20 protein-coding genes and 1 pseudogene are annotated in these 25,759 nt (G+C 42.0%); 16 read left to right on the forward strand and 5 right to left on the reverse strand.

Annotation, left to right across the window (positions count from 1 at the left end; all coding sequences use genetic code 11):
* The first annotated feature begins 60 nt into the window (after positions 1 to 60).
* The 6 genes from A5868_RS01550 (at position 61) to truA (ending at position 5,083) form a co-directional block, all read left to right on the forward strand.
* Positions 61 to 999: a DNA-directed RNA polymerase subunit alpha gene (locus tag A5868_RS01550; RefSeq protein WP_010747196.1), complete on the forward strand. Its 939-nt coding sequence runs from the start codon at positions 61 to 63 to the stop codon at positions 997 to 999.
* Positions 1,000 to 1,026: 27 nt separating this feature from the next.
* On the forward strand, positions 1,027 to 1,407 hold the full coding sequence (gene rplQ, locus A5868_RS01555) for a 50S ribosomal protein L17 (RefSeq protein ID WP_010782044.1): 381 nt from the start codon (positions 1,027 to 1,029) through the stop codon (positions 1,405 to 1,407).
* Between the two features lie 253 nt (positions 1,408 to 1,660).
* Positions 1,661 to 2,497 (forward strand): energy-coupling factor ABC transporter ATP-binding protein, encoded by an 837-nt coding sequence (locus tag A5868_RS01560; protein ID WP_086305826.1) that lies wholly within the window; start codon positions 1,661 to 1,663, stop codon positions 2,495 to 2,497.
* Positions 2,473 to 3,342, forward strand: coding sequence for an energy-coupling factor ABC transporter ATP-binding protein (locus A5868_RS01565; protein ID WP_086305825.1), 870 nt, complete (start codon positions 2,473 to 2,475; stop codon positions 3,340 to 3,342). Before A5868_RS01560 ends, A5868_RS01565 begins: the two co-directional genes overlap by 25 nt.
* Entirely contained in the window at positions 3,332 to 4,129 is a 798-nt protein-coding gene (locus tag A5868_RS01570; RefSeq protein ID WP_086305824.1) for an energy-coupling factor transporter transmembrane component T family protein, read from the forward strand. Before A5868_RS01565 ends, A5868_RS01570 begins: the two co-directional genes overlap by 11 nt.
* 207 nt (positions 4,130 to 4,336) lie before the next feature.
* Entirely contained in the window at positions 4,337 to 5,083 is a 747-nt protein-coding gene (gene truA / locus A5868_RS01575; protein WP_086305823.1) for a tRNA pseudouridine(38-40) synthase TruA, read from the forward strand.
* 56 nt (positions 5,084 to 5,139) lie between these two features.
* On the opposite strand, the gene yeiL is transcribed toward truA, so the two are convergent.
* On the reverse strand, positions 5,140 to 5,811 hold the full coding sequence (gene yeiL, locus A5868_RS01580; protein ID WP_086305822.1) for a transcriptional regulator YeiL: 672 nt from the start codon (positions 5,809 to 5,811) through the stop codon (positions 5,140 to 5,142).
* 102 nt (positions 5,812 to 5,913) lie between these two features.
* On the opposite strand from yeiL, the gene rihB reads away from it, so the two are divergent.
* Positions 5,914 to 6,843 (forward strand): ribosylpyrimidine nucleosidase, encoded by a 930-nt coding sequence (gene rihB / locus A5868_RS01585; RefSeq protein WP_086305821.1) that lies wholly within the window; start codon positions 5,914 to 5,916, stop codon positions 6,841 to 6,843.
* Between the two features lie 112 nt (positions 6,844 to 6,955).
* Here the strand turns inward: rihB and A5868_RS01590 are convergent.
* From A5868_RS01590 to rpmB, 3 genes and pseudogenes are all read right to left on the reverse strand, one after another.
* Positions 6,956 to 8,500, reverse strand: a pseudogene (locus A5868_RS01590) (IS1182 family transposase); the annotation flags it as partial.
* Positions 8,501 to 8,651: 151 nt separating this feature from the next.
* Entirely contained in the window at positions 8,652 to 11,246 is a 2,595-nt protein-coding gene (locus A5868_RS01595; protein WP_086305819.1) for a YfhO family protein, read from the reverse strand.
* Positions 11,247 to 11,504: 258 nt separating this feature from the next.
* Positions 11,505 to 11,693, reverse strand: a complete 189-nt coding sequence (rpmB, locus tag A5868_RS01600; RefSeq protein WP_010747188.1) for a 50S ribosomal protein L28 — start codon at positions 11,691 to 11,693, stop codon at positions 11,505 to 11,507.
* 322 nt (positions 11,694 to 12,015) lie between these two features.
* Here rpmB and A5868_RS01605 point away from each other — a divergent pair, with 322 nt between their 5' ends.
* The 6 genes from A5868_RS01605 to A5868_RS01630 all read left to right on the forward strand — a co-directional run bounded on the left by A5868_RS01605 (position 12,016) and on the right by A5868_RS01630 (position 19,794).
* A complete protein-coding gene (locus A5868_RS01605) occupies positions 12,016 to 12,378 on the forward strand; it encodes an Asp23/Gls24 family envelope stress response protein (RefSeq protein ID WP_010782036.1) in 363 nt (120 codons plus the stop codon).
* A gap of 29 nt (positions 12,379 to 12,407) precedes the next feature.
* Positions 12,408 to 14,090, forward strand: coding sequence for a DAK2 domain-containing protein (locus tag A5868_RS01610; RefSeq protein ID WP_086305818.1), 1,683 nt, complete (start codon positions 12,408 to 12,410; stop codon positions 14,088 to 14,090).
* A gap of 540 nt (positions 14,091 to 14,630) precedes the next feature.
* On the forward strand, positions 14,631 to 16,664 hold the full coding sequence (recG, locus tag A5868_RS01615; RefSeq protein WP_086305817.1) for an ATP-dependent DNA helicase RecG: 2,034 nt from the start codon (positions 14,631 to 14,633) through the stop codon (positions 16,662 to 16,664).
* Between the two features lie 118 nt (positions 16,665 to 16,782).
* Positions 16,783 to 17,784, forward strand: coding sequence for a phosphate acyltransferase PlsX (gene plsX, locus A5868_RS01620; protein WP_086305816.1), 1,002 nt, complete (start codon positions 16,783 to 16,785; stop codon positions 17,782 to 17,784).
* A 118-nt stretch (positions 17,785 to 17,902) separates the two neighbouring features.
* Positions 17,903 to 18,148, forward strand: a complete 246-nt coding sequence (gene acpP / locus A5868_RS01625; RefSeq protein ID WP_044926352.1) for an acyl carrier protein — start codon at positions 17,903 to 17,905, stop codon at positions 18,146 to 18,148.
* Between the two features lie 209 nt (positions 18,149 to 18,357).
* Complete coding sequence (locus tag A5868_RS01630) at positions 18,358 to 19,794, forward strand: GH25 family lysozyme (protein ID WP_086305815.1); 1,437 nt, start codon at positions 18,358 to 18,360, stop codon at positions 19,792 to 19,794.
* Between the two features lie 33 nt (positions 19,795 to 19,827).
* Here the strand turns inward: A5868_RS01630 and A5868_RS01635 are convergent, their stop codons facing one another.
* On the reverse strand, positions 19,828 to 20,331 hold the full coding sequence (locus tag A5868_RS01635; RefSeq protein ID WP_086305814.1) for a cysteine hydrolase family protein: 504 nt from the start codon (positions 20,329 to 20,331) through the stop codon (positions 19,828 to 19,830).
* 166 nt (positions 20,332 to 20,497) lie between these two features.
* Here A5868_RS01635 and rnc point away from each other — a divergent pair, with 166 nt between their 5' ends.
* From rnc to A5868_RS01650, 3 genes are all read left to right on the forward strand, one after another.
* Positions 20,498 to 21,193: a ribonuclease III gene (rnc, locus tag A5868_RS01640; RefSeq protein WP_086305813.1), complete on the forward strand. Its 696-nt coding sequence runs from the start codon at positions 20,498 to 20,500 to the stop codon at positions 21,191 to 21,193.
* A 146-nt stretch (positions 21,194 to 21,339) separates the two neighbouring features.
* Positions 21,340 to 24,933, forward strand: a complete 3,594-nt coding sequence (gene smc / locus A5868_RS01645; RefSeq protein ID WP_086305812.1) for a chromosome segregation protein SMC — start codon at positions 21,340 to 21,342, stop codon at positions 24,931 to 24,933.
* The gene (locus A5868_RS01650; RefSeq protein WP_086305811.1) at positions 24,930 to 25,751 is read left to right on the forward strand and encodes a Cof-type HAD-IIB family hydrolase; all 822 of its coding nucleotides are present in this window, start codon (positions 24,930 to 24,932) and stop codon (positions 25,749 to 25,751) included. Before smc ends, A5868_RS01650 begins: the two co-directional genes overlap by 4 nt.
* Positions 25,752 to 25,759: the final 8 nt, after the last annotated feature.

Consider the following 25,759-nt stretch of genomic DNA (forward strand, 5'->3'; position numbering starts at 1 on the left):
GTTTTACAGGAATGTCATTGAACAAGACACTTTTCGTTTTGAAAGGGGTAAAAGACAAGAATGATTGAATTCGAAAAACCAAGAATCACAAAAATTGATGAAGACAGAGATTATGGCAAGTTCGTTGTTGAACCTTTGGAAAGAGGTTATGGAACTACTTTAGGTAATTCTCTACGTCGTATTCTACTTTCTTCTTTACCGGGCGCGGCCATTACCAATATTCAAATCGATGGGGTGTTACACGAATTTTCAACCATCAAAGGTGTAAGAGAAGACGTTGTACAAATCATCTTGAATATCAAAGGTTTAGCGTTGAAATTATTTGCGGAAGAAGAAAAAACCCTTGAGATCGATATTACTGGACCAGCTACGGTAACTGCCGGCGATATTATCGTTGACAGCGACGTTGAAATCTTAAATAAAGATATGTACATTTGTACTGTTGCTGAAGGCGCAACATTCCATGCTCGCCTAACGGTAAAACCTGGTCGAGGCTATGTTCAAGCAGACGAAAATAAAAAGGAAGATATGCCAATTGGTGTGCTTCCAGTCGATTCTATTTACACACCTGTACGTAAAGTCAACTACCAAGTTGAAAACACGCGTGTTGGTCGTCGTGATGACTTCGATAAATTAACGATGGAAATTTGGACTGACGGATCTATTATTGCTCAAGAAGCATTAAGTCTTGCAGCAAAAATCTTAACAGAACATTTAGATATTTTTGTAAATCTTACTGATGAAGCTAAAAATGCTGAAATCATGGTTGAAAAAGAAGAAACTCAAAAAGAAAAAATGTTGGAAATGACCATCGAAGAACTAGACTTGTCTGTACGTTCGTATAATTGTTTGAAACGCGCTGGTATTAACACGGTTCAAGAATTAACGAATAAGTCCGAACCTGAAATGATCAAAGTACGTAATTTAGGACGTAAATCACTTGAAGAAGTGAAAGCTAAATTGCATGATCTTGGCTTAGGACTACGTAAAGATGATTAATATTGTTGACAAAGGAGGGAAACCTACGTGAGTTATCGTAAATTAGGACGCACATCTAGCCAACGTAAGGCAATGTTGCGTGACTTAACAACTGACTTAATTATCAACGAACGTATCGTTACGACTGAAGCTCGTGCGAAAGAAGTTCGTTCAACTGCTGAAAAGATGATTACTTTAGGAAAACGCGGGGATCTTCATGCACGTCGCCAAGCTGCTAGCTTTGTACGTAATGAAGTCGCTGATGTTCGCGAAGAAAACGAAGCTGTTGTTGTTGAATCTGCATTACAAAAATTATTCAATGACATCGCTCCTCGTTACGCTGAACGTCAAGGTGGATACACTCGTATCTTAAAAACTGAACCTCGTCGCGGCGACAACGCCCCTATGGTCGTTTTAGAACTTGTATAATAATCACTCTTCACTTTATAGATGATTCTTTTAGAGTGTTATGATGTTGGAGATTTTCTCCGAGTCTAGCTCAGCGCCGCTTCCCAGAATGTCTGGGAAGCCGGCACTCATCATAAAGTGTTTTTTTATACCCAAAAACACTGTCAAGACAGGTCGGTATACAAAAGCATTTTATTGAGTATCAAGGATTGATAAAACCGTGCTTTTTTGCTAGGCTTAGAACAGATTTGCAAAGAAGTGGAAAGGTGCAACCATGAAGCCAATTATTGAAATCAATCAAATTGAATTTAGCTACCAAGAAGAAGCGACACCTGCTTTGAAGGATGTCAGCTTTTCAATTAATAAAGGTGAATGGATAGCGATCGTGGGTCATAACGGATCAGGAAAATCAACGTTAGCAAAAACGATCAATGGTCTTCATTTGCCACAAAAGGGAACCGTTGCTGTCGGTGGGATGCAACTCTCTGAGGAATCCGTCTGGGATATTCGCCGAATGGTAGGGATGGTCTTCCAGAATCCTGACAACCAATTTGTAGGTGCAACAGTTGAAGATGATGTTGCCTTTGGTTTGGAAAATCAAGGGATCGAACGAAGTGAAATGCAGCATAGAGTTCAGGATGCTTTGGAAAAAGTAAAAATGCAAGAATTTGCGACGCGAGAGCCTGCACGTTTATCTGGTGGACAGAAACAGCGAGTGGCGATTGCTGGCGTTGTGGCTTTGCGTCCAGACATCATTATTTTGGATGAAGCGACAAGCATGTTAGACCCTGAAGGACGAGATGATGTCATTTCAACGATTCATAAGATAAAAGAAGAGAGCGATTTGACTGTGATCTCAATTACTCATGATATTGATGAAGCGGCTAGTGCGAATCGAATTTTGGTCATGAGAGACGGGGAACTTTATCAAGAAGGAACACCGGATGAAATTTTCTCTGCGGGACCAGAATTGGTTTCGCTGGGATTGGATCTGCCATTTCCTGAGAAGCTGAAAGCTGCATTAAACGCACGCGGTATACAGGTTCCTAAGGGCTATTTAGATGAAGAAGGGATGATGGACTGGTTATGGACATCCGTTTTGAAAAAGTAAGCTACGTTTATCAACCCAACACGCCCTTTGAACAACGGGCACTTTATGATATCGATCTAGATATCCAGGAAGGATCTTATACAGCGTTGGTTGGCCATACTGGTAGTGGGAAATCTACATTATTGCAGCATTTGAACGCGTTATTGAAACCAACGGATGGAAAAGTGGTCATCGGTGATCGGACAATCACTCCAACGACAGATAATAAGAATTTGAAGCCAGTCCGCAAAAAAGTTGGGATCGTTTTTCAATTTCCTGAAGCGCAGCTGTTTGAGGAAACTGTGGCTAAAGATATCGCTTTTGGTCCAAAGAACTTTGGAGTCGGTGAAGAAGAAGCTTATGCTTTGGCGAAGGAAAATCTTCGAATGGTTGGCTTAGAGGAAGAATATCTTGAGCGCTCCCCTTTTGAGCTCTCAGGGGGTCAGATGCGGCGTGTTGCTATTGCAGGTGTCTTGGCTATGGAGCCAGAAGTGCTAGTCTTAGACGAACCGACAGCGGGCTTAGATCCGCTTGGACGAAAAGAAATGATGGAGATGTTTTGGCGTTTGCATCATGAAAAGAACATAACGATCGTTTTAGTGACTCATTTGATGGATGACGTTGCAAATTTCGCAGATTATGTCTATGTCTTGGAAAAAGGTCGTGTGGTGAAGCATGGAAATCCACAATCGGTCTTTCAAGATGTTGCATGGCTGAAGGAAAAGCAATTAGGCGTGCCGCAAGCGAGTGCTTTTGCTGAGAAGATGCAAGCAAGGGGTGCTTCTTTTGAAACGCTGCCATTGACTGAAAATGAATTGGCGGACTGGATCGTAAAAGCTGCAGGAGGTCCTGCTCATGATGAATAAATTGATCTTTGGACGTTATATACCGGGAGATTCAGTCATCCATCGTCTGGACCCTCGTGCTAAATTGGTTGCTAGTTTCTATTTTATCGGGATTATTTTCTTAGCAAATAATTGGCAAAGCTATTTATTTTTGGGGATTTTCACGATGTTTGCGGTATTTTTATCAAAAATAAGTCTAAGCTTCTTTTTACGAGGCGTGAGACCGTTGATTTGGTTGATTATTTTTACGGTTGCTTTGCAAATGCTGTTTACTCGCGGTGGGACATTGTATTGGTCCTGGGGTGTTTTCAGTTTGTCTTCCTATGGGATACAGAATGGACTGTTTATCTTTTGCCGGTTCGTCTTGATTATTTTTATGTCGACCTTACTGACATTAACGACACCGCCGTTATCAATGTCTGATGCAATCGAATCTTTATTAAACCCGCTGAAGAAAATTCATTTACCGGTACATGAAATTGCTTTGATGTTATCCATCGCTTTACGGTTTGTTCCAACATTGATGGATGAAACAGAAAAAATCATGAATGCGCAGCGCGCTCGCGGGGTGGATTTCAATGATGGCAACTTGATTCAAAAGGTGAAGGCAATCGTACCATTGCTGATTCCTTTATTTGTCAGCAGTTTCAACCGAGCGGAAGATCTAGCGACTGCCATGGAAGCTCGGGGTTATCGTGGCGGCGAGGGACGTAGTAAGTATCGAAAATTGCAATGGGCGTCTCGTGATACCCTTGTCTTGGTAGTTTTTGCTGCGGTAACGGTTGTTTTAGTCTTTTTACGCAGTTAAGCTTGGAGTGATCCAAGCTTTTTTTTGCGCTTTATTTTATGTTTTCGGCAAGTAGAATTGAATGAAAGGGCTACATCAGCAGAGAGTAGCGTTTACTTTAGTACCGCGAGGAAACTTTTCTGAGGTCTCAAATGGTTCTGATTGCGTTGGAATCCGAATAGAAAAGCTGTTATAATGACTCCTGCAATAGAAAAAAGGAGAACTAACATGGTCAGATATAAAGCAGTGATTGCTTACGATGGTACACAGTTTAACGGGTTTCAACGACAACCGAATGGACGAACCGTGCAGGAGGAAGTGGAGAAGACGTTGAAAAAAATGAATAATGGGTCTCCGATTACGATTTTTGGTTCAGGTCGGACCGATGCGGGTGTTCATGCAATCGGGCAAGTGATTCATTTTGATTATCCGCAAGAGCGTCCGTTGGAACGGATGCGATTTGCATTGGACACCCAGACTCCTGAGGATATCGCTGTGTCCTCTGTAGCGATCGTGGCGGATGATTTTCATGCACGCTATCATGTTGTGGAGAAAACGTATCATTTTAAAGTCCAGATCGCAAAGCCTCGCAGTCCGTTTCGACGCTACTATGCGGCGTACTATCCGTATCCATTGGATTTAGAATTGATTCGACGGGCATTATCCGATTTAGTAGGCACGCATGACTTCACGTCGTTCTGTGCGACAGGCGGCGCCATTGAAGATAAAGTCCGCACGATTTATCAAGCGGATCTAGAGGTGAATGAATCGAAGACAGAATTGACCTTCGTTTTTCGCGGGAACGGCTTTTTGTATAAAATGATCCGAATCTTAGTAGGTACATTGCTAAAAATTGGGAACGGCCGTATCCCAGCGGACAGTATTCCTGAAATACTTGAAGCGAAGGACCGAAATGCAGCAGGACCAACTGCCCATCCAGAGGGGCTCTACCTGGCAGAAGTAAAATATGACTAGACAATAAAGCATCCACCAACAGTCTTTTGATTGTTGAAGGATGCTTTTTTTGCGAGTTAGGCTTTCACTTCGTTCGACAGTCGGGTCAATGTTTCAATATCTTGAATGAGATAGCCCTTTTCTATTTTTTCCAGATACCCCGCCTCTACAAATTGAGCGATCACAAAGAGTAGATGGCGATAGGAAACGCCCAGATATTCGGCGACCTGTGTGTGTTGTTCGCGATAGGTTCCTTCATTTTGCGTCAATAAAATAAAAGAGGCTAGACGTTGCGAAAGCGGAAAGCCTTGATTTTGGGTCGAAGCTTTGATATTGCGATAATTTTTATGGGCAAAATAGATGCAAAGCTTTTGAAGAAAAAGTGTGTCCTGTAGTAAGCGTTTCTGGCAATCTTTTCTTGCTACAGCCAAGCACCAGCAGTCTTCGATCGCTTGTACACTAAAGGCAGTCTGATTTTCATCGACGAGTTCCATCTCACCGATAAAGCAAGGGGGCGAAAAGAAATCGATCAGCGCGACTTTTCCATTTGCTAAGGTGTCATATAATTTCGCTTTGCCCTTTACTAAGTAAAATAAATGGGAAGGCGGATTGTCTTCTTTTACGATGTAGCTATTGGCCGGGAAGAAAAACAAGTGTGTGTCCAAACTGATATCGAAGGAAAATTGATCAAGGTAGTCAGAGGATTGAATGAACTGCTGTTTCAATTTTTCATTTTGCAACTTCTTCATTTTTTCTGCCTCCTTATATGAGAATTCTCATACTTATCATAAGCAGGAACTTACTATAATGCAACTAGATAAAGGAACAATATTTTCTTAGGAGGCTTTCAAATGGAGAAACGGAAAATTATTTTAGACTGTGATCCGGGGCATGATGATGCCATAACGATACTGATGGCGGCGGCACACCCGAAAATTGATTTGTTAGGAATCACCATTGTAGCTGGGAATCAAACGTTGGACAAGACAGTGGTCAATGGCTTGAATGTTTGTCAGTTATTGGGAATTGATGCAAACGTCTATGCTGGGATGCCAAAGCCACTAGTACGGGAGCAAGTGGTAGCGGGGAATGTTCACGGAGAGTCTGGCTTAGATGGTCCGGTCTTTGGTCCATTGCATCGTCAGGCAGAAAAGACAAATGCGGTTAACTATATCATCGATACCTTGATGGCAAGTGAGGGGGACATTACACTCGTGCCTGTTGGTCCATTAACAAATATTGCCGTTGCGATGCGAATGGAGCCATTGATCATTCCGAAAATCAAAGAAATTGTTTTGATGGGTGGGGCTTATGGAACCGGCAACTTCACACCTTCTGCCGAGTTTAATATTTTTGCTGATCCAGAAGCGGCACATGTGGTTTTTACCTCAGGGGCACCGATCGTTATGATGGGGCTTGATCTGACGAATCAGACACTTTGTACACTGGAGATCATTGAACGAATGGAAGCAGTGGAAAATGTTGCGGGGAAACTATTCGGTGACATCATGCGCTTTACTTTAAAGAGTCAGTTTGAATGCTTTGGTTTGGAAGCGGGGCCGTTACATGATGCCACCTGCGTGGGGTATCTGATTTCTCCTGAAGCGTTTGAAACACAGGAAATGTATGTTGAAGTCGATAGCAATCGCGGACCTTGTTATGGTCGGACGGTTTGCGATGAGCTCAATGTTTTAGAGCAAAAAGCGAATGCAAAAGTTGGTAAGAAAATCGATACAGAAACATTTTGGGATTTAGTCGAGGCGTGTATTCGGAAATATTAAAAAGAGGCTGTGACATAAGTCGTAATCCTTAATCGAACAAAAATTGGCTTCCAGAAATCATTTAATGATTTCTGGAAGCCAATTTTTATGTACTCAAGGTGCCAAGCCGTTTCATTGCGGCTAACTTTCTCATATTTAATGCCATGATAAGGATACCCGTTTCCTTTTTCACCTTTTCTAGGCCTCGAACATGGTATCGAGTGAAATGCAAACAAGCCTTCATCCACCCAAAGACTGGTTCTACGTCAATTTTTCTTTGTGCGTAGATTTTTCCATTTTCAGGTTCTGAAAGCAAGGTGCGTTGTTTTGCTTTAAAGTATTCTAACGAAGGATTGACCTTAATGATGCGTGTATTGCCCCCTTGGGTCAACGCTTCTTGAATCACTTCTTTATTTTCCGTATATTTTTCTGCTTTGTACTCTTTGAAGTCTCGAACAAACCCATCGACTTTATCCGTATCTGTTCTATATGTATTGAAATTGAAACGAACTCCTTTGGGATCAATGTAATAATCCTCTTGTTCGTTATACGTCCAATTCATGACTTTTCGTTCGTCCGACTGCCATTTCTTACTTTGCTCTTTCAACATCGTAGAGTAAGGAATCAATGCGATATGATTCGGTAGTTCATCCTCAAGATACCGATAATTTTGTTCTGAGCCATATCCGGCATCCGCCACAATATACTTAGGAAGTCGACCCGCCCCGTTCATTTTTTCTATAAATGCTGGGAGGGTTTTCGTATCCGTTGGATTTTGATAGACATCATAATCTAAAATGAACTGGTTACTAGTGGCTACTTGAAGGTTGAACGAAGGCTTTAATCGCCCATTACGCATAGGATCTTCTTTGACACGCATAAAGGTGGCATCTGTATCTGTTTTTGAATAACTATTACGGGCACCACAAATAGCTAAGCGCTGTTGATACTCCGCCATTTTATCCCGACGTTCGCTTAGTTTTCGTTTTTGTGCTTTTAATTTACGGCGTTGTTGTTTGGCTGGATTTGGTGAAACCTTTCTGGTTTCAAGTACTTCTTGTTCCAATTCTTCTAACCGTAATTCCAACCTTGTAAGTACTTCATCCAACATATCTAATGTGAGTGAGGTTCCTTCAGGAACATGACTCGCTAAATGCGCCTCTTTGAGTTCAGACATCAAAGAGACGAGCTGCTCACGGTTCATTTTGTCATACTTGATTGTGCTCTTTTTCCAGACGAAACTATATTTATTGGCATCCGCGAGAAGCTTCGTCCCATCGATAAAAATTGAATGAGTAATCAATTGTTGCTCCCTAAGATAATGAATTAATGAATCAAGCCCCTTTTCGATCAATGCTTCTAATTCATTAGACACGCGGAAACGGGCAATGGTTCGGTAAGTCGGCATCTGTTCTTGCGTCAACCAACGAGCCGGTAGGCTCTCTTCAGCTAATTGCTCAATTTTCCGACTGCTAAATACACTCCGCGTATAAGCGAAAAGAACTAGTTTTAACATCGCGCTTAAATCATAATTCCGCGGTCGGCCAAAAAGATAAGGCTCTTTGATTTCAAGTGATTCGACAAGTTCATTGATAAACCAAGCAGTGCTATCTTCTTTTGGAATATAAGAAGTTGTGATATCTAAAGTGAGTTGATTCATGTTATAATTTGTATGCATGATTTTGATCCTTTCGGGGGTTGAATGATTTAGAGTACGAGCGTCATCTCGTACTCTTTTAGTTTACCCAAAAAAGCCAGTGAAATGAACGAATTCTCGTCATTTCACTGGCTTTTTACTTAGAGACTTATGTCACAGCCTCTTTTGTACGTTAATGGCGGTGATTTTTTTTAGGTTTTAAGGCTCGCAGGTAAAGAATAAACATAGCGATCGCGACGACAAAGGAAATCGCTCCAGCGATAAAGCCTTTAGGCAGATAGCTGAAGGTGACTTTATGCTTGCCTTTTGGTACATGGATGCTGACGAACGCATTTTGGAAGGCTTTCGTATCAACTTTCTTTCCATCGATTTTGGCTGTCCAGCCTTCATCGTAAGGAATCGTTGTAACTAGCGTTCGAGCTTCTTTTGCATCTACTGTTCCTTCAGCGCTACGGGAGCCAACCTTCATATCTACGGCATTTTCTTTGATCTTGTCAACCGCTAACTGGTAAGCGACGGTGTCTAAAGCAAGGACTTGCGGATTTTGGAAACTGATTGACTTGGTTCCGTAAAAACTCGCTGTGAATGTGACCGTGGTCGCTTCTTGATAATAGCCTAGATCATAATACTGTCCGCTGATACCGATTTGGGCTTGTCGTGTCTGACCGTTTGCAGTCACGGTTGCGGTTGAGCTTTCCAATTCAGCAAAGTCATAAGGGTAGAGACTCAAATAAGCTTGAGTATTCGCGGGAACTTGCACTTTCCACGTAACGTCTTTTGCAACATTCCCTTGTTTTTCTGCAATGGTCATAATATTGCCTGCATTTGTAACGTTCGCATTTTTTGTATCTATTTGTGTGATCGGCAAGAAGTGGAAGTATTGAAACTGTTCCTGCGATAAAGCATTGAATAATTGTGTTTGTGTCCCAAGGTTATCGTTTGGCAAAGCTTTTAATTTATCGATCGTGGTTGGGGCTGTGAAGGCTAACGGCAATGCGTAATTATTTTCAAACAAGTTGTACTCGCCAACAGTGTCCGTTTTGTCAAAACCATATTTATTCAATTGCTTTGTTTTTGCGATGTTGTATTTGATCCCTGTAAAGGCATCTGCGAGCAACGTATTATTCTGATAGCGAATGTTCAAGCTTGTTCCTCTTGAACGGAATCCGAGCTGGTCCATGTAGCCAGAGGAATGCCGGTTACGAATCGAAGAAAACATGCTGATGCCGCTATAGCCGTAATTAAAGGCATCATTTGAAGACACTGGATCGAGATTTTCCATCCGATAGAAGGTGTCGTTTTCATCTTTTGTTTTATCGACTAACGCCTTGATGGAAGGATAGGGTTCGGTATACAAGCTTCGAGAAGCGTAATTCCAATCCTTCAAGATGCCTCGTACCATAAAATCACTGTTGACAAAGGCTTCTGTAGACATCAACAGCAACAGCAAGATGCTCAATACTTTTAAAGGGATCTTATTGAAGTAATACCCTGTGAGTACCAACGCATACACGGCCAAAAAGCCGATCGTGATATAAAGAGAGATATTTTTAAGGTAGTTGTAGTCTTTTCCTTTCATCCCCCAGAAGATTGCGAAAACAGCGATCAATATCAGACAGGCGGCGACTAGCTGCAAAATGTTATCACGGTCTACTTTTTCCCATCCCCAGGCAGCCAAAGTAATCACTAAAAAGGAGAGTAGGTAGGCGTAGCGGAATAAAAACATATTTGGTGCATGCATTCCATGCCAGAATAAGTTCATCGGTTGGATATAGAAGCTTGCGATCAGAATTGCAGCAATCGCTCCATAGGCGATTTTATTCTTCCATGGAATTTTTTTGCAGATAAAGAAAAACAGGCATAGTGCTAATGGTAACAGTCCAATATAAATAAATGGGATGGAGCCATATTTTGTCGTGTCATAAGCCCCGATCATATTCTTAGCAACAAAATCCCACCAGCCAGTGGCTTCTGTTTTAAAGGTCGTTAGTTGTGTTAACTCCTCCCCGTTCGTCCGCAAATCCAGAATGGACGGTAAAATCATGATCATTGAGGCGAAGCCAGCCAAGAGGGAAGTAAAGCCGTAAGGGATAATACTTTTTTTATAAAGCTTCCAATTTGTGATCAGTCGTGCGACGTAATAAAGAACGGAAAAAAGTCCGATCATAAAGCCCATATAAAAGCTTGTTAAAAACAACATTAAATAGGAAACAAAAAGTACCGTCGGCTTTCGCAGGTCCATCACACGATTGATTCCCCAGATAATCAGAGGCAGATAAACAAAGGCATCCAACCACATGATGATCTCAGAATGCGCGATGGTAAAGGACATGAGTGCATAAGAAACACTGAGAGCTACTCTTGACCAGTCGGGCAGCTTAAAGCTTCCCTTGGCGTAAAACCAGAAAGCCAGTCCTGCGGCACCAATTTTTAACAGTGTTAAAAAATATAACGCGTCAGGCATCAGTTGATTCGGAAAGAAAATGACCAGCGGTGTAAAAAAGCCGCCAAGATAATAGGAAACAAGAGAAAGATAATTCAATCCCATGGATGTGTTCCAATTATAAAAAAGCCCTTGTTTGCCTAAGAGCATATTGCGAAAACTTGCGTGGAAATTTGAAAATTGCGAAAAGGCATCGCTGGCTAAGACACTACGACTCGATCCAGGATAAATGCCGATCGTTAAGTAGACGATCACCATCAAGGCGAGCGGTAGAAAAAAACTGGCCAACAAGTACCAACGATTTTCTTTGAGATAGTTTTTCATATAAAAATCACCAAACTTCTTTCAACAGACTATCCAAATTTTACCATAGATACAAAAAAATATTGTGAAAGAGGTGTGAAACTCAGACAAAGAATTGCCCTTATTTTATTGCCGCTGCTACAAAAGGAAGCAACAAAAAAGCCGACAGTGTCGGCTTTTTTATATGTAGATTTTTAATGGAATCGCAGCGTACTTAATACTTCTCGCAAAAAAATAAAAAACCGCTCGTCATCGAACGGTTTGATTGATTGGATAATATTAAACGCGCTCAACTTTTCCAGATTTCAAAGCACGAGTTGAGACCCAAACTTTTTTAGGTTTTCCGTCCACTAAAACGCGAACTTTTTGTAAATTAGGTTTTACAGTACGTTTCGTAGCGTTCATAGCGTGAGAACGGTTATTTGCACTTCTTGTTTTACGACCAGTAAAATAGCAAACTTTTGCCATGTGTTGTTTCCTCCTTTAGCCTTGATATTGGAGCGCTTCTTTGGCTCATACTAAAATAAAATAGCACATCTTAACAAGATGTGCAAGTGAATTTTTTTAGAAAGATTGACATTCAGTGCATTTGAAGGTAAATTATAGTCTGTTAGCATAAAATTTTTTAGTAAAAGTTTTGATGTAAGAAAGTCAGCATAATTTTGTAGCAAGCAGGGATCGCCCTATCAGCGAAACGCAATGGAACTTTCTTTTATTTGTCATGGGGCTATGATAAACTATTATAGTAGAAAAAATGGGCATTTTTGCCTATTTAAGGAGGCTAACAACTATGGCTGTGAAAATCAATACACAGACTGGTATGATCGAAATTTCAAACGACGTCATCGCGACGGTTGTCGGCGGTGCGGTTACTGACGTGTTTGGTATCGTTGGTATGGCTAGTAAAAAACAAATCAAAGACAATATTACAGAGATTTTAAGAAAAGAAAATTATTCACGCGGCGTCGTTGTACGTCAAGAAGAGAACGGAATCGCAGTCGACGTCTATACGATCGTCAGCTACGGCACGAAAATCTCAGAAGTATCGCGCAATGTCCAAGAAAAAGTGAAATACAATTTGGAGACGATGCTTGGAGTAACAGCTAACTCAGTGAATGTTTATGTTCAAGGTGTACGTGTTCTGCCTGACTAAAGGCAGCGTTCTTAAGGAGGACTAAGTAAGTGAAGGTAACAGAGATCAGCGCGAGTCAATTCCAAGAAATGGTAGAGGCTGGCGCTAAACGTCTGCAAGTCAATGCAGAATATGTCAATTCATTAAATGTATTCCCCGTGCCTGATGGCGATACTGGGACCAACATGAATCTATCTATGACCAGCGGCGCGACTGCGGTTGTTAACTCTACCTCAGAGAAAGTCGGCGAATTAGCCAATGTATTAGCAAAAGGATTGTTGATGGGCGCGCGAGGAAATTCTGGCGTTATCTTGTCTCAGCTATTCCGCGGTTTTTCAAAAGCCATTTTAGAGGTAGATACATTAAATGCAGAGGATCTGTCGAAAGCGCTCGTTCATGGTGTTGAAACGGCCTATAAAGCAGTAATGAAGCCTGTAGAAGGAACTATTTTAACTGTGGCTCGTGAATCCGCAAAAGCGGGTGAACGCAAAGCTAAACAAACGGACGATGTGATCGAAGTGATGACAGCGGTCGTTAAATACGGGAAAAAAGCATTAGACAAAACCCCTGATATGCTGCCTGTTTTAAAAGAAGTCGGCGTTGTCGATAGTGGCGGTCAAGGTCTTTTGTTTATCTATGAAGGCTTCTTGAGTGCATTGAATGGGGAATTCCAAGTGGATGATGCCTATGAACCAAGTCCGGCTGAAATGGATGAAATGGTCAATGCAGAGCATCACCGCAGCGTCCAAGGACAACTAGCAACCGAAGATATCAAATTCGGTTATTGTACAGAAATCATGGTTCGTCTTGGTGAAGGTCCTACTGTGGACAGTAATTTTGATTATGATACCTTCCGTAATTATTTAGACGGTATCGGGGATTCATTATTAGTCGTTAACGATGATGAAATCGTTAAAGTGCATGTCCATACAGAACATCCAGGCGAAGTGATGAATTATGGTCAAAAATTTGGTGCGTTAATTAAAATCAAAGTCGATAATATGCGTCAACAACATGAAACAATTTTAGAACACGATGAAGAAGTAGCCGCTTTTGAAGCAGCGCCAGTTGCGCATCAACCGTATGCAGTGATTGCGATCGCTGCTGGTGAAGGTGTTCAAGAATTGTTCAAGAGTTTAGGTGCTGCCTATGTCATCAGTGGCGGACAAACGATGAATCCAAGTACGGAAGATATTTTGAAAGCAGTCAAGGAAGTCAATGCGGACCAAGTGATTGTTTTACCTAATAATAAAAATATCTTTATGGCAGCAGATCAAGCCGCAGAAGTAGCGGATATTCCTGTAGCAGTTGTACCAAGTAAAACTGTTTCTCAAGGAATGACAGCGATGCTGGCCTTCAATGGGGATCAAAGTTTAGAAGAGAACAAAGTAGCGATGACTGAAATGCTTGATTCTGTAGTCAGTGGACAAATCACCAATGCCATCCGTGACACCTCTATCGACGGAGTAGAGATCCACGAAGGGGACTACTTAGGAATGATCGATGGTAAAATCGTTCTTTCTGAAGAAGATAAGTACCAAGCAACGTTAGACACATTGACTAAAATGATCAGTGAAGATATTGAAATCATCACGATCATCGTCGGTGAAGAAGGTACGCAAGCTGAAGCTGAAAAAATAAGCGAAGCAATTGAAGCAAGCTATCCTGATTTGGAAGTAGAGATCCACGAAGGAAAACAACCTGTCTACCCATACTTGCTTTCAGCAGAATAATGAGAAAAAGTCGGAGGAGCGAGCCAAGAATATCTGGCTCGCTCCTGTTTTTGTCAGTTATGCTTTTTGCAGTATTTAACAATCGAAGATGACTGTTTGCGTTGATGGCAAATAGATAAATATGCAGTTTAGCATAATGATATGTGGTCGAACGTAAGAGAATTTTCTCAAGAAAATTCATTCAGGTTAATGAGACCACTGCGAGTTCCACTTTGCGCTTCAGCGCAATTAGTGGAATCGCATGCGTGGTGAAAGTAGTTCATTTTCCTGGTTTTTGAGGAAAATGAGTACCGTATCTCTGAGCTAGCTGTCAGTTATGCTTTTTGCAGTATTTAACAATCGAAGATGACTATTTGCGTTGATGGCAAATAGATAAATGTGCAGTTTAGCATAATGATATGTGGTCGAACGTAAGAGAATTTTCTCAAGAAAATTCATTCAGGTTAATGAGACTACTGCGAGTTCCACTTTGCGCTTTATCGCAATTAGTGGAATCGTATGCGTGGTGAGAAGCCTATTTTTATTGAAAGGAGGATTTCGATGTCGATTGAAGAAACTGTTTCGGTTTTGCCTGGAGTCGGTCCTAAGAGAGCGCAAACGTTAGCTGAGTTAGGGATTGTTACGATTGAAAATCTATTAAGCTATTATCCGTTTCGCTATGAGGATATCCAAGAAAAAAATCTTTTGGAAATCAATGATCAAGAAAAAGTTACCTTAAAGGGTGTCATCGTCTCGGCACCGGTGGTTAGCCGTTTTGGCTACAAAAAGAGTCGACTGCAGTTTCGTATGATGCAAGATCATGCAGTCTTCATGGTCTCCTTCTTCAATCAGCCTTATTTGAAAGACAAAGTCGAAGTCGGAGAAGAATTAGCTGTTTATGGAAAATGGGATGCGAAGCGTAAATCCCTCACAGGAATGAAAATTTTAGGCGGCAAACAAACAGAAGAATATGCGCCGATCTATCATGTGACAAAATCGATTCGACAAAGTACGTTAGTTGATTTGATCAAAGTCGGATTCGAAAAATTCGGCGATCAAGTGACGGAAAATCTGCCGGATTATTTATTAGAAAAATATCGTTTGATGCCACGCAATCAAGCGATGCGGGCAATGCATTTTCCCAAAGATCCAAAAGAGAATCAGCAAGCAAAACGTCGCGTAGTTTTTGAAGAGTTTTTCTTGTTCCAAATGCGTATGCAAGGATTAAAAAAAAGCGAACGAAGCGAAAAAAATGGGCTTGCGATTCGTTATGACGTTGAGCGTCTCAAGCGATTTACACAGCAACTGCCTTTCGAGCTTACAGATGCCCAGAAACGTGTAACCAATGAGATCTGTTATGACTTACGCAGCAAGAAACATATGCAGCGGTTATTACAAGGAGATGTTGGGAGCGGGAAAACAGTGGTTGCGGCCATTGCATTGTATGCCACGATGACTGCGGGTTTTCAAGGCGCTTTGATGGTACCGACAGAAATTTTGGCACAGCAACATCTGGAAAGTTTGAATCATTTGTTTGATCCGTTGGAAATGACTACAGCCTTACTGACTGGTTCTACCAAGACCAAAGAACGCCGCGCCATTTTGGCTGGTCTGCAAAATGGTGAGATTGACGTTGTGATCGGGACACACGCGTTGATTCAAGACGACGTACAATTTGCGAATCTTGGATTGGTTATCACGGATGAGCAGCACCGTTTCGGGGTCAACCAACGAAGAGTGTTACGAGAAAAAGGACTTCATCCAGATGTTCTATTCATGACCGCAACACCTATTCCTAGAACGCTAGCAATTACTGCATATGGGGAGATGGACGTCTCGATCATCGATCAAATGCCGGCAGGACGGATTCCTGTTAAAACAAGTTGGATCAAGCCCAAACAATTAGAGCATACGCTGGATTGGGCAAAATTAGAGCTGCAGGCAGGACACCAGTTGTATGTGATCTGTCCTTTGATTGAAGAATCCGAAGCGTTAGATGTAAAGAATGCGACAGAAATCTATGAGCATTTAAACGAATACTATGCGCCGAATTACCAGGTCAGTCTCCTGCACGGAAAGATGAAGAATGCTGAAAAAGAGACGATCATGGAGGAATTCAAGAACAATCAAAGTCAGATATTAGTTTCAACTACTGTTATTGAAGTAGGCGTCAATGTTCCAAACGCGACAGTCATGTTTATCATGGATGCCGACCGCTTTGGTCTTGCCCAGCTGCATCAATTGCGCGGGCGGGTCGGACGCGGCTCAGATGCGTCTTACTGTATCTTAGTGGCTAGTCCTAAAAATGAAATGGGTAAAGAACGCATGAAGATCATGACAGAGACGACCAATGGGTTTGTCTTGAGTGAAAAAGATTTAGAGCTGCGCGGCCCTGGGGAAGTATTTGGTTTTCGTCAATCGGGCTTGCCGCAATTTCTGATCGCCGATCTTGTGAACGACGCCAATGTATTAGAGGTGGCGCGGGATGAGGCTAATCAAATTTGGCAAGTGGAAGATTGGCGAGAACAGCCAGCCTTTGCCCCATTAGCCAAGACGTTAAAACCAACTGAAACTGGGGAAACATACTTTGACTAGTGTGTGCTATACTGTATAAAAAAAATTAGCGTGTTATGTTCATTGCTACTCTGTTTAAATAGAGTGATAAAATCAAATTTAAGAACATAACGAACAACTAAAAGGAGAGATTTTTCTCATGAAAATTGCTGTAGATGCAATGGGTGGCGATTTTGCACCAAAAGCTATCGTGGAAGGTGTCATGTTAGCGCAAAAAAAACACCCAGAAATTGAATTTCAATTATATGGAAAAGAAGAAGCGATTCGTGAATATGTAACGAACGAAAACAATATCACGATCATTCATACAGATGAAAAAATCAACAGTGACGACGAACCCGTCAAAGCCATTCGCCGTAAAAAGAATGCTTCAATGGTTCTAGCTGCACAAGCGGTCAAAGAAGGCAGAGCCGATGCGATTTTCTCAGCCGGAAATACCGGAGCTTTATTAGCAGCGGGATTGTTTATAGTAGGAAGAATCAAAGGGATCGAACGTCCGGGATTGATGTCGACACTCCCTGTTTTAAATGGCGACAGTGGGTTTGATATGCTGGATTTAGGCGCAAATGCAGAAAATAAAGCAGAGCACATTCATCAGTATGCTATTCTAGGTTCCTTCTATGCCAAGCATGTCCGGGGAATCGCGAATCCGAGTGTTGGACTATTGAACAACGGTACGGAAGAAAACAAAGGCAGTGAATTGACAAAAGAAGCCTTCAAACTTTTACAAGCGGAAGAAAGTATTCATTTTATTGGCAATGTGGAGGCGCGTGAGCTATTAAATGGTGCTGCGGATGTTGTCGTAACTGACGGGTTTACGGGCAATGCCGTCTTAAAAACGATTGAAGGAACAGCGATGGGCTTGATGAGTCTCTTAAAAGGCAGTATCAACGATGCGGGCGTCAAAGGAAAACTCGGTGCGGCAATGTTGAAAGATACGCTGTATGGTCTAAAAGATAAACTAGATTACTCTTCCCATGGGGGGGCAGTTTTATTTGGTTTGAAAGCTCCTGTAATCAAAACGCATGGATCAACTGGACCAGAGGCGGTAGCGAATACGATCGACCAAATTCATACGATGCTTGATACGGATGTCGTTGGACAATTAGTCGCATTTTTTGAAACCCCAAAAGGCGAATAGCCCCTTCGGCAATTTTGCTAAAAAAGGTAGACAAAGAGGGCAAACACCAGTAAAATGAACATTGACCTTCTGGTAAAACATAGACGAATAATAGTGGATCAAGTGGAGGTGAATGTTGTTGACTCGTGAAGAAGTATTTAGCAAAGTTGCTGAAATAATTTCAAATCACTTTGAAATCGATAAAGATAAAGTGACTCTTGGATTGAGTATCAAAGACGACTTAAATGCAGATTCAATCAGTATCATGGAATTCGTTCTAGAATTGGAAGATGAATTCGGAACAGAAATTTCTGATGAAGATGCTGAAAAAATTGAAACTGTTGGAGCTGCAGTTGATTACATTATGGAAAACAACCAAGCTTAACAAAACGGATGCACTGGCGAATGCCGGTGTATTTTTTTGTACATTTTTGAATGATCCCGTAAAAGAAAAAGGCGTGCGAATGCGCACTTGTTTTTTTCAGAATTGCTATCCTTTTTTTAGTGAAAAAGAGTAAAAACGATACGGATTTGCCAGGTCAACTACTTGAGCGTATAGTGAACATAATTTGAAACGTTTGGAGTAAGCAAGCAATGAAAAAAAAGAAACGATGGGTAAGCATTCTTTTGCTGCTGGGGATTTTTCCAGTGGGAAATGTCGCCGCTGAAGAAAACAATCCTGTAGACGAAAATGCTAAGTATTCGGAACAGCAGCAAGTTGCGGATCAAGCTCAGAAAGACGGACTAGATCAAGCAACGGTGAAGCAACAAAACGAACAGGCGCAAGCGAGCGTACAAAGCAACGTCGAGCAAGAAAAAAAGACCGCTGAAGAAAAAGATCCTGAAGCCGATCCGAATCTAATCAGCGGTGAAGACGAAGCAGGGAGTTATTATTTACCTGCTGGAACAGAACATTCAGATTTGCAAAAAGCGAATCAAGGGAAAGCAGCTAATTTTTTTGCTTTAGAATTGTACTCATTGCCCTCAGTATCCGCGGCGGATGCAAATTTGCCTTCAAAAAGTTTTGTTGATGTCGCTTCTTATAATGGGAACGTTAGTGTAGCTGATTTTCAAAAAATGAAAGCTTATGGGGTGCGCGGTGTTGTAGTGAAGCTGACAGAGGGAACCTCCTATCAGAATCCTTACGCGGCAACACAAATCGCGAACGCTAAAGCAGCGGGACTAAAAGTCTCAGCCTATCACTATGCGTGGTTCACTTCAGATGCAAGTGCAAGAGCCGAGGCAAATTATTTTGCATCTTATGCGAGCCAATTGGGTTTATCTTCATCAACAGTGATGGTCAATGACATTGAGGCGCCGACTATTCGAAATCAAGGGAACCACACGAATGACTCTGCCTCGTTCGCAAATCAGTTGAACCGAATGGGGTACGGAAATGTCCGACATTATGCTAGTTTGGGTTGGTTCAATGAAGGGTTATTAGATGCACATGCACTAGGAAATAAAAACATCTGGGTTGCAGCCTATCCTTATTCTTTATCTGCCAAAAACTTTTATACAGAGTACGGTGCGTGGCAGTGGTCGTCACTGGTAAGTTTTCCAAATGTTAATGGGACTTTTGATGTTTCTGCGGATTATACAGGGATTTTTCAATCCGATCCGACACCGATTGGAACAGAGGCCATGTATCGAGTATACAATCCAAATAGCGGTGAACATTTTTATACTCGAGATAGCAATGAGAAAAACACGCTGCTTCAAGCCGGCTGGCGCTATGAAGGGGTCGCTTGGAATGCTCCGCAAAGTGGTGCGCCGGTTTATCGGATGTATAATCCAAATGCAGGAGACCATCACTATACACTGGATGCCGCAGAACGAGACAACTTGAAAAGAGCGGGGTGGCGTTATGAAGGGATTTCTTGGTACTCAGGTGGTACGCAACCGTTGTATCGATTGTATAATCCAAATGCGAAGACAGGAACCCATCATTATACGCTGAACACAAACGAGCGCGATCATTTAAAACAAGTCGGCTGGCGTTATGAGGGCATTGCTTGGTACGGAAAATAAAGAAAAAACTTCGTCGCAGCGGACGAAGTTTTTTTATTGTATAAAAGTTAAAAACCGTTTGTCCCAAATGGATTCATAGAAAGAGATAGTATCCTTTGCTGAGAGAAACTCATTGTCATAGGTAGTTGAAGCCTGTCTTGCCATCGACAAGGAGTATCCTGATCCGTGCGCAAATTTTATGGTAGCGTCCATACAGTATTGAGTCTGAGCACCACAAAGTTCTAGGCTTTGGATCTTAAGATGCTGCAAGAGCTCTTGCAGCTCTGTGTGGTAGAAAGAATTGGCATGCGTTTTTTGAAGCGTCGGGTCGTCTGGTCGCCGATCTAGTTCTTCTACGATCTCCCACGCCTCTGAGTTTTCGAGAAGGTACTCGTCACAGTGTTGAATGAAGATAATCGGTTTTTCCTGTTTACGATACCGGTTGATTCTTTCATTCACGAGCGCGATCAACTCAGAAAAATGATCAATCGTTCCATTCTCAAAGCAAACACCTTTTTGCAAATCGATGATCAGTAATGCGTCGGACAGCTTTTCCATTGAACATCCTCCACTCGTTTTGTCCACTCTATCATTTTTTTGGATAAGAAGGAAAAAGTTCGATGAATCTTTGAAAATTTCTTACTATCATCACTTCTGATTTAAAATTTGTGGAAAAAACAGTATAATAAAGCGTGATGGAAATCTCAAAAAAAGGAATGAGCCCATGGATACACAGTTGATCAATGAATTGAAAGAAAATTATGGCATCGTCTTTCACGATGTGAACTTATTGGAACAGGCGTTTACCCACTCATCATATGTGAATGAACACCGTAACATGAATATTTCAGATAATGAACGGTTAGAATTTTTAGGGGACGCTGTCTTAGAAATTCAAGTATCGGACTATTTGTATCACCACTATCCCAACTTGCCGGAAGGACGATTGACACGTTTACGTTCGGCGATCGTACGCGAAGAAAGTTTATCGAAATTTGCAAAAGAGTGTCATTTTGATCACTATATTATGTTAGGCAAAGGCGAAGAAAACTCTGGCGGTCGTGATCGTGCGGCGCTTTTGTGTGACTTGTTTGAAGCATTTTTGGGCGCTTTGTATCTAGATCAGGGATATGACACGGCCTTAAGCTTCATTAAAACGGTTGTTTTTCCGAAAATCGAAGCAGGCGTTTTTACACGTGAAATGGATCATAAAACTCGCCTACAAGAGGTTCTACAAAAAAGCGGCGATGTGACGATCGATTATCGATTGGTCAATGAAGAAGGCCCCGCACATGAACGAATCTTTACGATCGATGTCTATGCCGACAATCAAATGATCGGATCAGGTCAAGGGAAATCCAAAAAATTAGCTGAACAAGATGCAGCAGAGAAAGCATTAGCAAAGCTTGCGAAAAAATAGTTTATTTGATCGAGTATAGAGAAAAATAGACTGACTGCGCACGACAGATCCTGTTGCCAGTCACTGCTTGCGTCCGGCTTAACAGATAATTTTGAACACTGCTGCGCGAGTTCGTGTGGCTTTTTATGAAATTTAGGAGGAACATTTTGTATTTAAAACGAATTGAGATCGCCGGCTTTAAATCTTTTGCCGACCGGACCAAGATCGAATTTGAAGAAGGCGTGACTGCGGTCATTGGACCAAATGGCAGCGGGAAAAGCAATATTACCGAAGCGATTCGTTGGGTCCTTGGGGAACAATCTGCGAAGAGTTTGCGCGGAGGTAAGATGCCGGATATTATTTTTGCGGGTTCGGAATCAAGAAAACAATTAAATATTGCGGAAGTCACAGTGGTATTGGATAATACTGACAATTATCTGCCGCTGGGCTTTAGCGAGGTCAGTGTGACCAGACGGTATCGTCGAACGGGTGAAAGTGACTTTTTTATCAATAAAAAAGCCTGCCGGTTGAAGGATATTCAGGATTTATTTATGGACTCTGGTTTAGGAAAAGAATCGTTTTCAATCATTTCCCAAGGGAAAGTCGAGGCGATTTTTGCCAGTAAGCCAGAAGACCGTCGTGGGATTTTTGAAGAAGCTGCGGGTGTTTTGAAATATAAACAGCGGAAACGCAAAGCGGAGCAGAAACTTTTTGAGACAGAGGATAATTTGAGTCGGGTTCAAGACATTGTTTATGAATTAGAAGATCAGCTGACTCCTTTAGCTGCTCAAAGTGAAGCAGCGAAGGAGTTTTTGGCGTTAAAAAAAGAATTGACGGCAACGGATATCAGTTTGACCGTCGCGAAAATCAAAAAAACACGAGATTCTTGGCAATCAGCAAAGACGGATTTTGATGAACTATCTGCAACAACCGAAGAAAAAAGTCGTTTTATCCAGCAGACAGAAGTGCAATTAGGAAAGCTGCGAGAAAAACGTGGTTCTTTAGATGAACAATTAGAGACCGGACAGCAGCAATTGCTTCACCTGTCAGAAGCCTTGAAGCAAGCGGAAGGTCAAAAGGACTTACTAAGCGAACGCTCAAAGAACACATTGAAGACTAGCTCAGAGTATCAAACAACGTTAGCTGAGCATCGTAAAAAACAAACAGCAGCTCAATTGAACTTGCAGGAAGTACAAGTACAGCAAGATGAAAAACAAACGGAAAAGCGTGAATTAGAAGAAAAAATTCAACAGCTGACAGCAGAAGCAGAGAAATACAAAAAATCACCGAAAGAATTATTAGAGGAATTGCGCGGGACTTATGTAGAACTGATGCAAGAGTCGGCAAATGTCAGTAATGAGCTGAAATATTTAGATCGTCAGTACACTCAGGAAACAGCTAAAAATCAGCAAAGTGTCACACGCTATGAAGCTTTGCGGGAGCAGTTGGAAGAGTTGACGACTAAGCAAAGCGACGCACAAGCGAAAACACAGGAGCTTGAAGGTCGATTAACCGAAGAGCAAGAACAGTATCGACGCTTAACTGAAGAGAAGAACGCCACACAACAGCAATTGCAAAAAGAACAGCAAATGATGTATGACCTGATGAGTCAGGTTCAGCAAGCCCGTGCGCGTCAAAAAAGTTTACAAGAGATTCAAGAAAATTATAGCGGCTTTTATCAAGGTGTCCGCAGCGTCTTGCAGCATAAAGACCAATTAAGCGGAATCGTTGGGGCCGTGGCGGAATTGATTCAGGTACCACAAGAATATACATTGGCAATCGAAACGGCGCTTGGTGCTTCGGCACAGCATATCATTGTAGAAACTGAAAAAGATGCGCGTCAAGGGATCACTTTTCTAAAAAAACAACGCAGTGGCCGTGGAACATTTCTACCGTTAACTACAATCAAGCCTCGCAGTCTCGGTACGCATCAGTATCAGGCGATTAAGGAGCAAGATGGCTTTTTAGGCGTTGCTAGCGAACTCGTTTCATTCTCAGAAAACGTTGCGCCGGTTGTGCAGAATCTACTAGGTGCGATCGTGATTGCTCGTGATTTGGACAGTGCCAACCAATTGGCTCGTCAGTTGCGTTATCAAGTTCGAGTGGTTTCTTTAGGCGGCGACGTGATGAACGCCGGTGGTTCTATGACCGGTGGTGCGACGAAACAAGGAAATCGTGGAAACTTGTTTAATCAAGGGCATGAACTTGCGGAGTGGACGAAGCGTTATGAGGAAATCAACCAAGCGTTGCAGAAAAAGGAAGTATTTGTCCGAGAGTTGCAGTCAAAAGTGGCGGAACAAACGGAAAACTTAGAGATGCTGCGAACGCAAGGGGAGCAGACACGTTTATCTTATCAAGAAGCGCAAAGCATCGAAGAACATGTACGCACTGATTTGACGCGTTTAAATAAGGAGCAAACGTTATTTTCTTATGAAGCGAAGGAATTGGAAAGTTTCTTAACGGATTATCAGGTACAAAAAGAAGAATTAGCATTTAAACAAGTGGAATTAAAAACGAAACAAGAGCAAATCAATCAAGAAATCCAACAATTAAATGAGGAAAGTGATCAGCTAGAAGAAAAGCGTGCAGCTATCAATGCTGAATTAAGCCGTTTACAAGCGGATTACGCCGTACTGGATGAACGTCTGCTGTATCTTGGACGGCAGTCCTTGAGTTTTGAAAATCAGATCGATGAGCTGGATAGACAAATCAAAAGCCTGGAGAATCATCTGTCTGCGTTATCAAATGATTCTTCAGATCACGAAGAAACAGAAGAAAGTCTAAATCAACGATTGACAGAGCTAGCGACTGCCCGCGAACACTTGCAGGAGCAGTTGATGATTTGGAAAGAAAATCGTCAGAGTCTGCAGCAGCAAGTGGATCAGGCGGATAGTGCGCTAACAGAGGCGAACCGCGATCAAAAACAATTGCTGGCCAGACAATCACAAGCAGATGTCCAGAAGAATCGTTACGAACTAAAATTGGACAATGCGTTGGCTTACCTGCAGGAGGAATATAGCTTGACCTTTGAAGGAGCCGCGACGCAGGCTGATGATGAAATTGATCAGCAAATTGCTCAAAACGAAGTGAGTCGCTTGAAACAGGCGATTGAAAAACTTGGTCCAGTCAACTTAAATGCGATTGAACAATACCAGCAAGTCGAAGAACGCTATGATTTTCTAACGACACAACGAGATGACCTGTTGTCTGCGAAAGAGCAGCTGTTTGAAACGATGGATGAGATGGACGATGAAGTTAAAACACGTTTTTATACAACTTTCCAAGCGATTCGCGAGAAATTTAATGTTGTCTTTCCCAATATGTTCGGCGGCGGTCGAGCAGAATTGGTATTAACAGATCCAAGCGACTTGTTGAACACGGGAATCGAAATCGAGGCACAGCCGCCAGGTAAGAAACTGCAAAGCTTGTCCTTACTTTCAGGTGGGGAACGAGCGTTGACGGCTATCGCGCTGCTGTTTTCAATTATTCAGGTGCGCCCGGTACCTTTTTGTGTGCTAGATGAAGTCGAAGCAGCTTTGGATGAAGCCAACGTAGCCCGTTTTGGCCGTTACTTGAGCGCGTTTCAAAACGATACGCAATTTATTGTAGTCACTCACCGTAAAGGAACAATGGAAGCAGCAGATGTGCTTTATGGTGTGACCATGCAAGAGTCAGGCGTTTCAAAAATTATTTCGGTGCGCCTTGAAGAAGTGAAGGATGACGGGAAATTCCAAATGAAGAAAGGGGAAACACTGAAATGATAAAATTAGTTGCGATTGATTTAGATGGGACTTTATTGACGGATGCGAAAACTATTTCTGATACAAACAAGAAAATCCTTGCCGAAGCGAAAGCTCGAGGAGTGAAGATCGTCATTTGTACCGGTCGTCCGTTGATTGCAATCAAGGAGTATCTAGCAGAATTGAATTTACTTGATGCAGATGACTACTCGATTACCTTTAATGGCGGGTTGATTCAAACCAATACAGGAGAGATCCTGGGCAAAACGGCGATGGAGTTAGCCGATGTCACCCATCTCCATCAGTTGTTGACCAAGATTCAGTTGCCAATGGATGTTTTATCAGACGCTCTGTGTTTACAATTTGAGACAGCGAAGGATCATCCTTCTATCTATCCAACGTTGAATAAAGCGTTGACCTATGTTCCTAAAACAATAGAAGGATTAAAGGAAGAAGCCCTGTACAATAAAGTTGTCGCAGCGGTTAATGTTGAGTATCTAGATCAGCAGATCCCCTTGATTCCCTCAGAAGAATATGAGCGTTTTGAGATTTTTAAAACGCGTCCAAATTTATTAGAATTTATGCCAAAGGGTGTAACGAAAGCATTTGGCCTTTCTGTTTTAGGTGAACGTCTGGGAATCACACCTCAAGAAATGATGGCCTTGGGGGATGAAGCAAACGATCTGTCCATGATCACTTACGCAGGAATGGGCGTGGCGATGGAAAATGCGACGGATGGTGTAAAATCTGCTGCGAACTTTGTTACGAAAACGAACCAAGCGGATGGTGTGGCACATGCGATCCAAAAATTTGTATTCGATGGATCAGATTTGATATAAGGGGGATT

The organism is Enterococcus sp. 12F9_DIV0723, assembly GCF_002174375.1.
Taxonomy (GTDB): domain Bacteria; phylum Bacillota; class Bacilli; order Lactobacillales; family Enterococcaceae; genus Enterococcus_A; species Enterococcus_A gilvus.